Origin of the sequence: Streptomyces sp. NBC_00289 (assembly GCF_041435115.1) — a bacterium.
Lineage (GTDB): Bacteria > Actinomycetota > Actinomycetes > Streptomycetales > Streptomycetaceae > Streptomyces.
In genome coordinates, this window is the sequence record NZ_CP108046.1 from 4,387,932 (window position 1) to 4,401,441 (window position 13,510).

Below are 13,510 nucleotides of genomic sequence, written 5' to 3' on the forward strand. Positions count from 1 at the left end.
CTACCTTGATCGACTCCGTACGAGCGCATGCAGGCATGCGGGTGCACGAGAGCCGACGAGTCAGTCTACGTCAGGGCACTCGGAAAGACGAATCGAGAAAGTCTGCCCCAGGCCGAAGGTCTTTAAGCGAGGGGATCCGGCGCGGCCGTGATACCCAGCTCCGCCAGCTTCGCCCTGCCGCCGTCCGGGGCGGTCAGGACCAGCGGGCCCTCCTCCGTCAGGGCGACGGAGTGCTCCCAGTGCGAGGACCAGGTGCCGTCGGTGGTGATGACCGTCCAGTCGTCTTCCAGGACCTTGGTCTTCGGGGTGCCCAGGGAGACCATCGGCTCGATGGCCAGGCAGAAGCCGGGGACCAGCTTCGGGCCCTTTCCGCGCCGCTTCTCCACGTAGTTCAGCAGGTGCGGGTCCATGTGCATCTCGGTGCCGATGCCGTGGCCGCCGTAGTCCTCGATGATCCCGTACTTGCCGCCGCCCGGCTTCGGCTGCCGGCGGATGTACGTCTCGATGGCACGGGAGACGTCGACCAGCCGGTTGCCGAGCTTCATCGCGGCGATGCCGGCCCACATCGACTCCTCGGTGACCCGGGACAGCTCGATCAGTTCCGGTGCGTGGCCGGAGCCCACGAACGCCGTGTAGGCGGCGTCGCCGTGCCAGCCGTCGATGATCGCGCCGCAGTCGATGGAGATGACGTCCCCGTCCTTGAGGACGACCTCGTCGGACGGGATGCCGTGGACGACGACCTCGTTCACGGAGGTGCAGATCGTCGCGGGGAAACCGCCGTAGCCGAGGAAGTTCGGCTTGGCCTCGTGCTCGGCCAGCACCTTGCGCGCGACCTGGTCCAGATCCCGCGTCGTGGCCCCGGGCACGGCGGCCTCACGGGTCGCCGCGTGAATGGCGGCAACGACCAGCCCCGCCTCACGCATCTTGGCGATCTGCTCGGGGGACTTGATCTGCACCATGGCGGCGAAAGCCTTTCTTGGACCGGGAAAGAGTACGAGCGCCTTCAACGATAAGGGCTGACGGCCCGCGCACGGCCCGGCCGGCCCCCGCACGCAGCAGCCGCGGCCCCCTTCGAGAAGGAGACCGCGGCCAAAACCGTGCGACGACTACTTGTCGCCCTCGCCCCGCTTCAGCGCCTCCATGGCGCGAGCGGTCACATCCTCCACCTTGCCGAGCGCCGAGATCGTGACCACGAGACCCTGGGCCTTGTAGTAGTCGATGATCGGCTCGGTCTGCGTGTGGTAGACCTCCAGCCGGGTGCGGACGGTCTCCTCGGAGTCGTCGTCCCGCTGGTAGAGCTCGCCGCCGCAGACGTCGCAGACGCCGTCCTTCTTCGGTGCCTTGTACGACACGTGGAAGACGTGCGCCGAGTCGTTGCGGCAGATGCGCCGGCCGGCGATCCGCTTGACGACCTCGTCCTCGGGGACCTCGAGGTCCAGCACCGCGTCCAGCTTCATGCCCTCGGACTTCAGCATCTCGTCCAGCGCCTCTGCCTGCGAGACGTTGCGCGGGAAGCCGTCGAGCAGGAAGCCGTTCTCGGCGTCCGGGGCCTCCATGCGGTCCTTGGCCATCGCGATGGTGACCTCGTCCGGCACCAGCTCGCCCTTGTCCATGTAGGACTTCGCCAGCTTGCCGAGTTCCGTCTGCTTGCTGATGTTGGCCCGGAACAGGTCGCCCGTGGAGATGTGCGGGATCGACAGGTTCTTGGCGAGGAACGCGGCCTGCGTTCCCTTACCGGCGCCCGGCGGCCCGACGAGGACGATACGCATCAGCGGAGGAACCCTTCGTAATTGCGCTGCTGGAGCTGGCTCTCGATTTGCTTCACCGTCTCGAGACCGACACCCACGATGATCAGGATGCTTGTCCCACCGAACGGGAAGTTCTGGCTTGCCCCGAAGCCAACCAACGCCATCGTCGGTACAAGAGCGATCAGACCCAGATACAGCGAACCCGGCCAGGTGATCCGGTTGAGCACGTACGAAAGGTACTCAGCGGTCGGTCGGCCAGCCCGGATGCCCGGGATGAAGCCACCATACTTCTTCATGTTGTCGGCGACTTCCTCGGGGTTGAAGGAGATCGCCACATAGAAGAACGCGAAGAAAACGATCAGCAAGAAGTACATGCTGATGTAAATGGGGTGGTCACCCTTGGTCAGGTTCTGCTCGATCCAGGTCTTCCAGCCGGAGGTGCTGCCGGAGAACTGGGCGATCAGTGCCGGGATGTAGAGCAGTGACGACGCGAAGATGACGGGGATCACACCCGCCTGGTTGACCTTGAGCGGGATGTAGGTCGAGGTACCGCCGTACGAACGGCGCCCGATCATCCGCTTCGCGTACTGCACCGGAATGCGGCGCTGGGCCTGCTCCACGAAGACCACCAGGCCGACCATGACCAGACCCACCAGGATCACGGTGCCGAACTCGATCCAGCCGCCGGCCAGCGTGCCCTGCTTCTTGATGGCCCACAGCGCGGACGGGAAGGTCGCGGCGATCGAGATGAACATGAGGATCGACATGCCGTTGCCGATGCCGCGGTCGGTGATGAGCTCACCGAGCCACATGACGACGGCCGTACCGGCGGTCATGCAGATGACCATCGTGATGGTGGTGAAGATCGCCTGGTCCGGGACGATGCTCGAGGCGACCGTGCAGCCGGAGAACAGGGCGCCGCTGCGGGCGGTGGCCACCAGGCCGGTGCCCTGCAGGATGGCCAGCGCCACCGTCAGGTAACGGGTGTACTGCGTGATCTTCGACGTGCCGGCCTGGCCCTCCTTCTTGAGGGCCTCCAGACGCGGGATCACCACGGTCAGCAGCTGCAGGATGATGCTCGCCGTGATGTACGGCATGATGCCGAGGGCGAAGATCGTGATCTGCAGCAGCGCGCCGCCGCTGAACATGTTGACCAGGCCGAACAGGCCCTGGTTGCCGGAGGCCTCGTCCACGCACTGCTGGACGGACGTGTAGTTGACGCCCGGGATCGGAACGTGGGTACCGACTCGGTACACCACGATGATGGCGAGCGTGAAGAGCAGCTTCTTGCGCAGGTCGGGCGTCCTGAACGCCCGGGCGAACGCGGTGAGCACGGTGCCTCCTGCGACCCCCGCGCAACTGCGTCAAGGGTGACGGTCTTGAGAGTCCGATAGAAACGACGACGACATACGTAACGGTTGACTGCCGCCCAGGGTGCCCCATGTGAAGCAACCTGTGAAAGTAGGCAGTGCAGGTCACCTTACCGGCGAGACTGCCACCCTAGGAACGACCAACCGGGGATACCCCATTTGTGGGGCATCCCCGGTCGGGATCGCTCAAGTCATCGAGACGCCTGTGGTGTTCAGACGAGCTCGGTGACGGTACCGCCGGCGGCGGTGATCTTCTCCTTGGCGGAGCCGGAGACGGCGTCGACCGTCACCTGCAGCGCCACGGAGATCTCGCCCTGGCCGAGCACCTTGACGAGGCTGTTCTTGCGAACGGCACCCTTGGCGACGAGTCCCTCGACGGTGACCTCGCCACCCTCCGGGTACAGCGCGCCCAGCTTGTCGAGGTTCACGACCTGGAACTCGGTCTTGAACGGGTTCTTGAAGCCCTTGAGCTTCGGAAGACGCATGTGGAGGGGCATCTGGCCACCCTCGAAGCGCTCCGGAACCTGGTAACGGGCCTTCGTGCCCTTGGTACCACGACCAGCCGTCTTACCCTTCGACGCCTCACCACGACCCACACGGGTCTTGGCGGTCTTGGCGCCCGGGGCGGGACGGAGGTTGTGGATCTTGAGCGGGTTGTTCTCCGCCATGATCAGTCGACCTCCTCGACCGTCACGAGGTGGCGGACGGTGTGAACCATTCCGCGGAACTCGGGGCGGTCCTCCTTGACGACCTGCGTGTTGATGCCCTTGAGACCAAGGGAGCGCAGGGTGTCACGGTGGTTCTGCTTGCTGCCGATGTACGACTTCGTCTGCGTGACCTTGAGGCGAGCCATTACGCACCCGCCCCTGCACGGGCACGCAGCAGAGCCGCGGGAGCGACGTCCTCGAGGGGCAGGCCACGGCGGGCCGCGACCTCCTCGGGACGCTGCAGGCCCTTCAGAGCCGTCACGGTCGCGTGCACGATGTTGATCGCGTTCGACGAGCCGAGCGACTTCGACAGGATGTCGTGGATACCGGCGCACTCGAGCACGGCACGCACCGGGCCACCGGCGATAACGCCGGTACCGGGGGACGCGGGCTTGAGCAGCACGACGCCGGCAGCCTTCTCACCCGTGATCGGGTGCGGGATGGTGCCCTGGATACGGGGGACCTTGAAGAAGTGCTTCTTGGCCTCCTCAACACCCTTGGCGATGGCGGCCGGCACCTCCTTGGCCTTGCCGTAACCGACACCGACGGTGCCGTCACCATCGCCCACCACGACCAGCGCGGTGAAGCTGAAGCGACGACCACCCTTCACAACCTTGGCGACGCGGTTGATCGCGACGACGCGCTCAACATAAGCGGTCTTCTCGGCGGCAGCTGCGCCACCGTCACGGCCCTTCCGGTCCCGCCGCTCGCCGCCACCGGCACCGCTTCCGCGGCGCTGGGGTCCAGCCATTGGATTACCTCTCTCTTTTTCCGCTAGCTACGCAGCGACCTAAGTCGCTAGCGCGACGGGCGACTCAGAACTTGAGTCCGGCTTCGCGGGCGGCGTCCGCCAGGGCGGCGATGCGCCCGGCGTACTGGTTGCCACCACGGTCGAATACGACAGCCTCGACACCGGCGGCCTTGGCGCGCTCGGCGACCAGGGCGCCGACCGACTTGGCCTGCGCGGACTTGTCGCCCTCGCCGCCGCGGATCGTGGTGTCCAGGGTCGACGCCGACGCCAGGGTGTGACCCTTGATGTCGTCGATGACCTGGGCCACGATGTGGCGGTTGGAGCGCGTCACGACCAGGCGCGGACGCTCGGCCGTACCCGAGATGTGCTTACGGATCCGGATGTGGCGACGCTTGATCGCAGCACGCTTGTAAGCGTCGCCCTTGAGGATCTTCTGTCCGTATGCCATGGCTTACTTACCCGCCTTTCCGACCTTGCGGCGGATGACTTCGCCCTCGTACTTGACACCCTTGGCCTTGTACGGGTCGGGCTTGCGCAGCTTGCGGATGTTGGCCGCAACCTCGCCAACCTTCTGCTTGTCGATGCCCTCGACCGAGAAGCGGGTCGGGTTCTCCACCTTGAAGGTGATGCCCTCGGGGGCCTCGACGGTGATCGAGTGGCTGTAGCCGAGCGCGAACTCGAGGTTCGAACCCTTCGCCGCCACGCGGTAACCGACACCGCTGATCTCGAGCTTCTTCACGTAACCCTCGGTCACGCCGGTGATCATGTTCGCCACCAGCGTGCGGGACAGGCCGTGCAGGGCCTTGTTCTGACGCTCGTCGTTGGGGCGGGTGACGTTGAGAACGCCGTCCTCACCCTTGGCGATGTCGATCGGCGCAGCAACGGTGTGGCTCAGGGATCCCTTGGGACCCTTGACCGAAACCGTACGGCCGTCGATGGTGACGTCCACGCCGGCGGGAACCGTGATGGGGAGCTTGCCAATACGCGACATAGCTGTTTCCTCCGTTCCCTTCCGCTACCAGACGTAGGCGAGAACTTCTCCGCCTACGCCCTTCTTGCCGGCCTGCTTGTCGGTGAGGAGCCCGTGGGACGTGGAGATGATCGCCACGCCGAGGCCGCCGAGCACCTTGGGCAGGTTGGTGGACTTCGCGTACACCCGGAGACCGGGCTTGGAGATCCGCTTGATGCCCGCGATGGAGCGCTCACGGTTCGGGCCGAACTTCAGCTCGAGGACGAGGTTCTTGCCGACCTCGGCGTCCTCGACCTTCCAGCCCGTGATGAAGCCCTCCTGCTGGAGGATCTCCGCGATGTGGGACTTGATCTTCGATGCCGGCATAGCCACGGAGTCGTGGTACGCCGAGTTCGCGTTGCGCAGACGCGTAAGCATGTCTGCGATCGGATCAGTCATGGTCATGAATTGGCCTTCGGCCTCTCTCGCCGGGGTTTCCTGGTGCGCCATCCCTCTCCCCGATCCGAGACGGGACGGGTGCGGCGCGGTGGACCTACGGCGTAGTAAGTCGTACGGGCGGCAATCAGGCGCCCAACCCTCCAAGCCTAAGCCATGGAGAGGTGGGCACCTGACACGCCCAGTGCTTACCGAGAGTCCTGCAATCCCTTATTTAGGGGATTACCAGGAGCTCTTGGTCACGCCCGGCAGCTCGCCACGGTGAGCCATCTCACGAAGGCACACGCGGCACAGGCCGAACTTGCGGTACACGGAGTGGGGACGGCCGCAGCGCTGGCAGCGCGTGTAGCCACGCACGCCGAACTTGGGCTTGCGAGCAGCCTTCGCGATCAGAGCCTTCTTCGCCATCTCGTTCACGCCTCCTTGAAGGGGAAGCCGAGGTGACGAAGGAGCGCGCGGCCCTCAGCGTCGTTGGTCGCCGTGGTCACCACGGTGATGTCCATACCCCGGGTGCGGTCGATCTTGTCCTGGTCGATCTCGTGGAACATGACCTGCTCCGTGAGACCGAAGGTGTAGTTGCCACGGCCGTCGAACTGCTTGGGGGACAGACCACGGAAGTCGCGGATGCGCGGCAGCGCGAGCGACAGGGTGCGGTCCAGGAACTCCCACATGCGGTCGCCACGGAGTGTGACGTGGGCACCGATCGGCTGGCCCTCACGCAGCTTGAACTGCGCGATGGACTTGCGGGCCTTGGTGACGGCCGGCTTCTGCCCGGTGATCGTGGTGAGGTCGCGGATGGCGCCCTCGATCAGCTTGGAGTCGCGGGCGGCGTCGCCCACACCCATGTTGACCACGATCTTGACGAGGCCGGGGATCTGCATGACGTTCTCGTAGGAGAACTCCTCACGCAGCTTGCCCGCGATCTCCTCGCGGTACTTCGTCTTGAGACGCGGGGTCGTGGTGGTAGCCATCAGATGTCCTCACCCGTCCGCTTGGCAACGCGAACCTTGTTGCCCTCGTCGTCGAAGCGGTAACCGACACGCGTGACGACCTTGTTGCCGTCCTTCTCCACCACGAGCTGAACGTTGCTCACGTGAATCGGGGCTTCGGTCGTGACGATGCCGCCGGCCTGCGAACCGCTGGCGGTCGGGCCGGCCTTGGTGTGCTTCTTGACCCGGTTGACACCCTCGACCAGGACGCGGTCCTCGCGGGGGAAGGCCGCGATGACCTTGCCCTGCTTGCCCTTGTCCTTACCGGTGATGACCTGAACCAGGTCGCCCTTCTTGATCTTCATGCTTACAGCACCTCCGGCGCGAGCGAGATGATCTTCATGAACTTCTTCTCGCGCAGCTCACGGCCGACGGGGCCGAAGATACGGGTGCCGCGAGGGTCGCCGTCGTTCTTCAGAATGACGGCGGCGTTCTCGTCGAAGCGGATGTACGAGCCGTCCGGACGACGGCGCTCCTTGACGGTGCGAACGATGACCGCCTTGACGACGTCACCCTTCTTCACGTTGCCGCCGGGGATCGCGTCCTTGACGGTGGCGACGATGACGTCACCGATGCCCGCGTAGCGGCGACCGGAGCCACCGAGCACACGGATGCAAAGGATCTCCTTCGCACCAGTGTTGTCGGCGACACGCAGTCGCGACTCCTGCTGGATCACGTCTATCTCCTGTTTGTCTGCCGGTTCCCGGCAGGGGCCTCAGTGACGAGGGCCCCTGCCGAGCCTGGCGGAACTGTCCTGCCGGGTTGACCCCGCAGGAATTACTTGGCCTTCTCGAGGATCTCGACGACGCGCCAGCGCTTCGTCGCGGACAGCGGCCGGGTCTCCGCGAGGAGGACACGGTCGCCGACACCCGCGGCGTTCTGCTCGTCGTGCGCCTTGAGCTTGTTCGTACGGCGGATGACCTTGCCGTACAGCGCGTGCTTCACGCGGTCCTCGACGGCGACGACGACGGTCTTGTCCATCTTGTCGCTGACGACGAGACCCTCACGGGTCTTGCGGAATCCGCGCGCCTCAGTGGTGTTCTCGGTCACGTTGCTCTCGCTCATCAGGCGCTCTCCACCGTCTCGATGCCCAGCTCGCGCTCACGCATCAGGGTGTAGATCCGCGCGATGTCCTTGCGGACCGCCTTCAGACGGCCATGGTTCTCGAGCTGCCCCGTCGCCGCCTGGAAGCGGAGGTTGAACAGCTCTTCCTTGGCTTCGCGGAGCTTCGCGAGAAGCTCCTCGTCACCCAGCTCGCGCAGCTCTGACGCCTTCGTACCGGCCGACATCACGCTTCACCTGCCTCGCGCTTGACGATCCGGCACTTCATCGGCAGCTTGTGGGCTGCACGAGTGAGGGCCTCACGCGCGATCTTCTCGTTCGGGTAGGACAGTTCGAACATGACCCGGCCCGGGTGAACGTTCGCGATCCACCACTCCGGCGAACCCTTACCGGAACCCATGCGGGTCTCGGCAGGCTTCTTGGTCAGCGGGCGGTCCGGGTAGATGTTGATCCAGACCTTGCCGCCACGCTTGATGTGGCGGGTCATCGCGATACGAGCGGCCTCGATCTGGCGGTTCGTCACGTACGCCGGCGTGAGGGCCTGAATGCCGTACTCGCCGAACGAAACCTGCGTACCGCCCTTGGCCTGACCACGGCGCTTCGGGTGGTGCTGCTTGCGGTGCTTGACCCTACGGGGGATCAGCATGTCGGTCAGGCCTCCGTTCCGGTGCTCTCAGCCGGAGCGGCAGCGGCGGCGGGAGCCTCGGCCTTGGGGGCCTCGGCAGCCGGCGCGGACTGCTGCTGCGGCTTGCGACCGCGACCGCCACGCTCGCCGCCACCGCGGCCACCGCGGCCGGCCGGGCGGTCGTTGCCACCACGGGCCGGGCGGTTGCCGGCGCGGGCAGCGGCGTTCTCGGCGCGGACCTCGGCGATGTTCTTGACGTCGCCCTTGTAGATCCAGACCTTCACGCCGATACGGCCGAAGGTCGTCTTGGCCTCGAAGAAGCCGTAGTCCACGTTCGCGCGGAGCGTGTGCAGGGGCACACGGCCCTCGCGGTAGAACTCCGAGCGGGACATCTCGGCGCCACCGAGGCGGCCACCGCACTGGATCTTGATGCCCTTGGCGCCGGCCTTCATCGTGCCCTGCATGCTCTTGCGCATGGCACGACGGAAGGAGACGCGGGAGGAGAGCTGCTCGGCAACGGCCTGGGCAACCAGCTGAGCGTCGGTCTCGGGGCTCTTGACCTCGAGGATGTTCAGCTGGACCTGCTTGCCCGTGAGCTTCTCGAGGTCACCGCGGATGCGGTCGGCCTCGGCGCCACGGCGGCCGATGACGATGCCCGGACGGGCCGTGTGGATGTCCACACGGACGCGGTCACGGGTGCGCTCGATCTCCACCTTCGAGATACCGGCGCGCTCCATGCCGGACGTCATCATCCGACGGATGGCGACGTCTTCCTTGACGTAGTCCTTGTACAGCTTGTCGGCGTACCAGCGGGACTTGAAGTCCGTGGTGATGCCGAGCCGGAACCCATGCGGGTTAACCTTCTGGCCCATTACCGGGTTCCTTCCTTGCTGCTGACGACCACGGTGATGTGGCTGGTCCGCTTGCGGATCCGGTAGGCGCGGCCCTGGGCACGCGGACGGAACCGCTTCAGGGTCGGACCCTCGTCGACGTACGCCTCGGAGATGACAAGGCTGTCGGCGTCGGTGTGGTCGTAGTTGTGTGCGGCGTTGGCAATGGCGCTGTCAAGCACCTTGCCGACCGGCACGCTCGCGGCCTGCGGGGCGAAACGCAGGACCGCCTGAGCCTCCGTGGCGTCCATGCCACGGATAAGGTCCACCACTCGGCGGGCCTTCATGGGCGTGACGCGGATGTACCGCGCCTGGGCCCTGGCTTCCATGGTTGTCCTTCCAGTGTCTGTCATGGTCATTCCACCCCGCTACTAGCGGCGCTTCGACTTCCGGTCGTCCTTGACGTGACCCCGGAAGGTGCGCGTCGGCGAGAACTCGCCGAGCTTGTGGCCGACCATCGACTCGGTGACAAACACCGGAATGTGGGTCTTGCCGTTGTGCACCGCGATCGTGTGGCCCAGCATGGCCGGGACGATCATCGAGCGACGGGACCAGGTCTTGATGACGTTCTTGGAACCCGCTTCGTTCTGGACGTCCACCTTCTTGATGAGGTGGTCGTCGACGAAGGGCCCCTTCTTGAGACTGCGCGGCATCTAAACCCGCTCCTAGCGCTTCTTGTTCGTCTTGCGGCGGCGGACGATGTACTTGTTCGAAGCCTTCTTCGGCGAACGAGTACGACCCTCCTTCTGACCCCACGGGGAGACCGGGTGGCGACCACCGGAGGTCTTGCCCTCACCACCACCGTGCGGGTGGTCAACCGGGTTCATCGCCACACCGCGAACGGTCGGACGGACGCCGAGCCAGCGCTTGCGTCCGGCCTTGCCCCAGTTGATGTTGCTCTGCTCGGCGTTGCCGACCTCGCCGACCGTGGCGCGGCAGCGCTGGTCGACCAGGCGGATCTCACCGGAGGGCATACGAAGGTGGGCCATGGTGCCCTCCTTCGCGAGCAGCTGCACCGAGGCGCCGGCGGAGCGGGCGAACTTGGCACCGCCACCGGGACGGATCTCGATCGCGTGGATCGTGGTACCGACCGGGATGTTGCGGAGGGCCAGGTTGTTGCCCGGCTTGATGTCGGCCCCGGGACCGTTCTCGACGCGGTCACCCTGCTGCAGGTTGCGCGGGGCGAGGATGTAGCGCTTCTCGCCGTCGACGTAGTGCAGCAGCGCGATGCGCGCGGTGCGGTTGGGGTCGTACTCGATGTGCGCGACCTTCGCCGGCACGCCGTCCTTGTCATGACGACGGAAGTCGATGACGCGGTAGGCGCGCTTGTGGCCACCACCCTGGTGGCGGACGGTCACACGACCGGAATTGTTACGGCCGCCCTTGCTGTGCAGCGGGCGAACCAGCGACTTCTCCGGCGTGGACCGCGTGACCTCGACGAAGTCGGCGACGCTGGAGCCACGACGGCCCGGCGTAGTCGGCTTGTACTTGCGGATTCCCATTTCTCAGTCCTCGTCCGATATCGGACGATCCGGACCGCCGTCAGGCGGTCGGACCGCCGAAGATGTCGATACGGTCGCCCTCAGCGAGGGTCACGATCGCACGCTTGGTGGCGGCACGCTGACCGAAACCGGTCTTGGTGCGCTTGCGCTTGCCGATGCGGTTGATCGTGTTGACCCCGGTGACCTTGACCGAGAAGACCGCCTGGACGGCCTGCTTGATCTGGGTCTTGTTCGCGCCCGGGGCGACGATGAACGTGTACTTGTTGTCGTCGAGAAGCGCGTAGCTCTTCTCGGAGACGACCGGCTTCAGCAGCACGTCACGGTGGTCCGTGTACGACTTGCTGATCGGCGTCGCGACAGTGTTCTTGCCCTCGGTCTCGTGACGCTTCGCCTTGGCGATGCGCGCGACCTTCTTGGCCTTGGCGGCCTTCGAGGCGATGCTCGGGTGACGCGTAGCCATCAGGCTTCGCTCCCTTCGGTGTCAGCGGCCTTGGGGCCAGACACGAAGGACTCGAAAGCGGCCTGGGTGAAGACCACGTCGTCCGAGACGAGAACGTCGTACGTGTTCAGCTGGCCCGGCTCCAGGATGTGGATCTGGGGCAGGTTGCGGGCGGACAGCCACGCGGCCTCGTCGGCGCGGTCGATGACCAGGAGCAGGTTCTTGCGCTCCGAGATCTTGCCGAACAGCGACTTCGCGGCCTTCGTGGACGGGGTCTCGCCCTCGATCACGCCGGAGACGACGTGGATACGAGCGTTGCGGGCCCGGTCGGTGAGGGCGTGGCGCAGGGCCGCGGCCTTCATCTTCTTCGGGGTCCGCTGCGAGTAGTCACGCGGGGTGGGGCCGTGAACGACGCCACCGCCGGCGAACTGCGGCGCACGGGTCGAACCCTGGCGGGCGCGGCCGGTGCCCTTCTGACGGTAGGGCTTCCTACCGCCACCACGGACCTCGGCGCGGGTCTTGGTCTTGTGCGTGCCCTGGCGGGCAGCGGCCAGCTGGGCGACGACGACCTGGTGAAGCAGCGGGATGCTGATCTTCTCGACGTCGAAGATCTCCGCGGGGAGCTCGACCGTCCCGGTCTTGTCGCCTGCCGGCGAAAGGATGTCAACAGTGCTCATCAGTTACCTCAGGCCCCCTTGGCCGCGGTGCGGACCAGGACGAGGCCGCCGTTCGGACCAGGAATCGCGCCCTTGATGAGCAGCAGACCCTTCTCCGCGTCAACGGCGTGGACGGTCAGGTTCTGGGTGGTGACCCGCTCGTTGCCCATGCGGCCCGCCATGCGGACGCCCTTGAACACACGGCCCGGGGTGGCGCAGCCACCGATGGAACCGGGAGAGCGGTGCTTGCGCTGGACACCGTGGCCGGCGCCGAGGCCCTTGAAGTTGTGACGCTTCATGACACCGGCGAAGCCCTTGCCCTTGCTCTTGCCGGTCACGTCCACCTTGACGCCGGCCTCGAAGGTCTCGGCGGTGATCTCCTGGCCGAGGATGTACTCGCTGGCGTCAGCGGTACGGATCTCGACGAGGTGACGGCGGGGGGTGACGTCGGCCTTGGCGAAGTGACCCTTGAGGGGCTTGTTCACCTTGCGCGGGTCGATCTCGCCGAAGGCGATCTGGACCGACTCGTAGCCGTCGACATCGTTCGTACGGACCTGGGTGACGACGTTGGGGCCGGCCTTGACGACGGTGACCGGAACAACACGGTTGTTCTCGTCCCACACCTGCGTCATGCCGAGCTTCTCGCCCAGGATGCCCTTGATCTGCTTAGCCATTCTCAGATCACCGGCCTTCAGAGCTTGATCTCGATGTCGACACCGGCCGGGAGGTCGAGTCGCATCAGAGAGTCAACGGTCTTGGGAGTCGGGTCGAGAATGTCGATCAGGCGCTTGTGCGTGCGCATCTCGAAGTGCTCGCGCGAGTCCTTGTACTTGTGCGGCGACTTGATGACGCAGTACACGTTCTTCTCAGTGGGCAGCGGCACCGGGCCCGCGACCGACGCACCAGTGCGCGTCACCGTCTCGACGATCTTCTTCGCCGAGGAGTCGATGACCTCGTGGTCGTAGGCCTTGAGCCGGATGCGGATCTTCTGTCCCGCCATGGCTACTCAGTAGTCCTGTCTCTCGTAACGCTCTGGAACCCGGTGTTCCGTACCCTTTGTCCGACCCACGCGGTCGGGTGTGTCGCGCATTCACCAACACAGATGTCCCCTAGGAGACATCCCTTGCTGGGAAGCACGGCCCTTCCGGAACCGCAAGCCGGGGGCGCAGCACTTGACATGCTTACGCGTGGCCCACCGGGTGCCTGGCCGGCGCTGCACTGACACTTCCCGAAAGATTCCCGTACGTCCGTCCCAGCGCTGCCTGAGGGCAGTTGGGACGACGAGTACTGTGGGACTCGCTTCCGGTCCTCCCGGCGGGAGGCGCGCAGCATCAACGCTCGACCGAGCAACTCCGACAGTCTGCCA

The 13,510-nt window shown here is 65.7% G+C and carries 24 protein-coding genes; all 24 read right to left on the reverse strand.

The window, feature by feature from the left end; all coding sequences use genetic code 11:
- Window positions 1–122 precede the first annotated feature (122 nt).
- A complete protein-coding gene (gene map / locus OG985_RS19820; protein WP_371669680.1) occupies window positions 123–959 on the reverse strand; it encodes a type I methionyl aminopeptidase in 837 nt (278 codons plus the stop codon).
- Between the two features lie 147 nt (window positions 960–1,106).
- Window positions 1,107–1,769 (reverse strand): adenylate kinase, encoded by a 663-nt coding sequence (locus OG985_RS19825; protein WP_371669681.1) that lies wholly within the window; start codon window positions 1,767–1,769, stop codon window positions 1,107–1,109.
- Complete coding sequence (secY, locus tag OG985_RS19830) at window positions 1,769–3,082, reverse strand: preprotein translocase subunit SecY (RefSeq protein WP_371669682.1); 1,314 nt, start codon at window positions 3,080–3,082, stop codon at window positions 1,769–1,771. The genes OG985_RS19825 and secY overlap by 1 nt, the downstream gene beginning before the upstream one ends.
- A 248-nt stretch (window positions 3,083–3,330) precedes the next feature.
- Window positions 3,331–3,786, reverse strand: a complete 456-nt coding sequence (rplO, locus tag OG985_RS19835; protein ID WP_053746341.1) for a 50S ribosomal protein L15 — start codon at window positions 3,784–3,786, stop codon at window positions 3,331–3,333.
- 2 nt (window positions 3,787–3,788) lie between these two features.
- Window positions 3,789–3,971: a 50S ribosomal protein L30 gene (gene rpmD / locus OG985_RS19840; RefSeq protein WP_055553514.1), complete on the reverse strand. Its 183-nt coding sequence runs from the start codon at window positions 3,969–3,971 to the stop codon at window positions 3,789–3,791.
- Window positions 3,971–4,576 carry a 30S ribosomal protein S5 gene (gene rpsE, locus OG985_RS19845; protein ID WP_371669683.1) on the reverse strand — a complete coding sequence of 202 codons (606 nt, stop codon included), beginning with the start codon at window positions 4,574–4,576 and terminating at the stop codon, window positions 3,971–3,973. The genes rpmD and rpsE overlap by 1 nt, the downstream gene beginning before the upstream one ends.
- Before the next feature lie 64 nt (window positions 4,577–4,640).
- Window positions 4,641–5,024: a 50S ribosomal protein L18 gene (gene rplR / locus OG985_RS19850; protein ID WP_020132625.1), complete on the reverse strand. Its 384-nt coding sequence runs from the start codon at window positions 5,022–5,024 to the stop codon at window positions 4,641–4,643.
- A gap of 3 nt (window positions 5,025–5,027) precedes the next feature.
- A complete protein-coding gene (rplF, locus tag OG985_RS19855) occupies window positions 5,028–5,567 on the reverse strand; it encodes a 50S ribosomal protein L6 (RefSeq protein WP_371669684.1) in 540 nt (179 codons plus the stop codon).
- 24 nt (window positions 5,568–5,591) lie between these two features.
- The gene (gene rpsH / locus OG985_RS19860; RefSeq protein WP_030380853.1) at window positions 5,592–5,990 is read right to left on the reverse strand and encodes a 30S ribosomal protein S8; all 399 of its coding nucleotides are present in this window, start codon (window positions 5,988–5,990) and stop codon (window positions 5,592–5,594) included.
- A 213-nt stretch (window positions 5,991–6,203) separates the two neighbouring features.
- Window positions 6,204–6,389 carry a type Z 30S ribosomal protein S14 gene (locus OG985_RS19865; RefSeq protein ID WP_003948630.1) on the reverse strand — a complete coding sequence of 62 codons (186 nt, stop codon included), beginning with the start codon at window positions 6,387–6,389 and terminating at the stop codon, window positions 6,204–6,206.
- Between the two features lie 5 nt (window positions 6,390–6,394).
- Window positions 6,395–6,952, reverse strand: coding sequence for a 50S ribosomal protein L5 (gene rplE, locus OG985_RS19870; RefSeq protein ID WP_003974255.1), 558 nt, complete (start codon window positions 6,950–6,952; stop codon window positions 6,395–6,397).
- The gene (gene rplX / locus OG985_RS19875) at window positions 6,952–7,275 is read right to left on the reverse strand and encodes a 50S ribosomal protein L24 (protein WP_266519679.1); all 324 of its coding nucleotides are present in this window, start codon (window positions 7,273–7,275) and stop codon (window positions 6,952–6,954) included. Before rplX ends, rplE begins: the two co-directional genes overlap by 1 nt.
- Before the next feature lie 2 nt (window positions 7,276–7,277).
- The gene (gene rplN / locus OG985_RS19880) at window positions 7,278–7,646 is read right to left on the reverse strand and encodes a 50S ribosomal protein L14 (protein WP_003998823.1); all 369 of its coding nucleotides are present in this window, start codon (window positions 7,644–7,646) and stop codon (window positions 7,278–7,280) included.
- Between the two features lie 101 nt (window positions 7,647–7,747).
- Window positions 7,748–8,035 carry a 30S ribosomal protein S17 gene (gene rpsQ / locus OG985_RS19885; RefSeq protein ID WP_057602880.1) on the reverse strand — a complete coding sequence of 96 codons (288 nt, stop codon included), beginning with the start codon at window positions 8,033–8,035 and terminating at the stop codon, window positions 7,748–7,750.
- Window positions 8,035–8,259: a 50S ribosomal protein L29 gene (gene rpmC / locus OG985_RS19890; protein WP_003998824.1), complete on the reverse strand. Its 225-nt coding sequence runs from the start codon at window positions 8,257–8,259 to the stop codon at window positions 8,035–8,037. The genes rpsQ and rpmC overlap by 1 nt, the downstream gene beginning before the upstream one ends.
- Window positions 8,259–8,678 carry a 50S ribosomal protein L16 gene (rplP, locus tag OG985_RS19895; RefSeq protein WP_010986348.1) on the reverse strand — a complete coding sequence of 140 codons (420 nt, stop codon included), beginning with the start codon at window positions 8,676–8,678 and terminating at the stop codon, window positions 8,259–8,261. Before rplP ends, rpmC begins: the two co-directional genes overlap by 1 nt.
- A 5-nt stretch (window positions 8,679–8,683) precedes the next feature.
- Window positions 8,684–9,529, reverse strand: coding sequence for a 30S ribosomal protein S3 (gene rpsC / locus OG985_RS19900; protein ID WP_371669685.1), 846 nt, complete (start codon window positions 9,527–9,529; stop codon window positions 8,684–8,686).
- A complete protein-coding gene (gene rplV / locus OG985_RS19905; protein ID WP_030619142.1) occupies window positions 9,529–9,876 on the reverse strand; it encodes a 50S ribosomal protein L22 in 348 nt (115 codons plus the stop codon). The genes rpsC and rplV overlap by 1 nt, the downstream gene beginning before the upstream one ends.
- 42 nt (window positions 9,877–9,918) lie before the next feature.
- The gene (rpsS, locus tag OG985_RS19910) at window positions 9,919–10,200 is read right to left on the reverse strand and encodes a 30S ribosomal protein S19 (RefSeq protein WP_030619138.1); all 282 of its coding nucleotides are present in this window, start codon (window positions 10,198–10,200) and stop codon (window positions 9,919–9,921) included.
- A 12-nt stretch (window positions 10,201–10,212) separates the two neighbouring features.
- Complete coding sequence (gene rplB / locus OG985_RS19915; RefSeq protein WP_371669686.1) at window positions 10,213–11,049, reverse strand: 50S ribosomal protein L2; 837 nt, start codon at window positions 11,047–11,049, stop codon at window positions 10,213–10,215.
- Window positions 11,050–11,089: 40 nt separating this feature from the next.
- Window positions 11,090–11,509, reverse strand: coding sequence for a 50S ribosomal protein L23 (gene rplW / locus OG985_RS19920; protein WP_371669687.1), 420 nt, complete (start codon window positions 11,507–11,509; stop codon window positions 11,090–11,092).
- On the reverse strand, window positions 11,509–12,165 hold the full coding sequence (rplD, locus tag OG985_RS19925; protein ID WP_371669688.1) for a 50S ribosomal protein L4: 657 nt from the start codon (window positions 12,163–12,165) through the stop codon (window positions 11,509–11,511). Before rplD ends, rplW begins: the two co-directional genes overlap by 1 nt.
- Window positions 12,166–12,173: 8 nt before the next feature.
- Window positions 12,174–12,818, reverse strand: coding sequence for a 50S ribosomal protein L3 (gene rplC, locus OG985_RS19930; protein ID WP_371669689.1), 645 nt, complete (start codon window positions 12,816–12,818; stop codon window positions 12,174–12,176).
- A 17-nt stretch (window positions 12,819–12,835) separates the two neighbouring features.
- Complete coding sequence (rpsJ, locus tag OG985_RS19935; protein ID WP_003948644.1) at window positions 12,836–13,144, reverse strand: 30S ribosomal protein S10; 309 nt, start codon at window positions 13,142–13,144, stop codon at window positions 12,836–12,838.
- Between the last annotated feature and the right edge of the window lie 366 nt (window positions 13,145–13,510).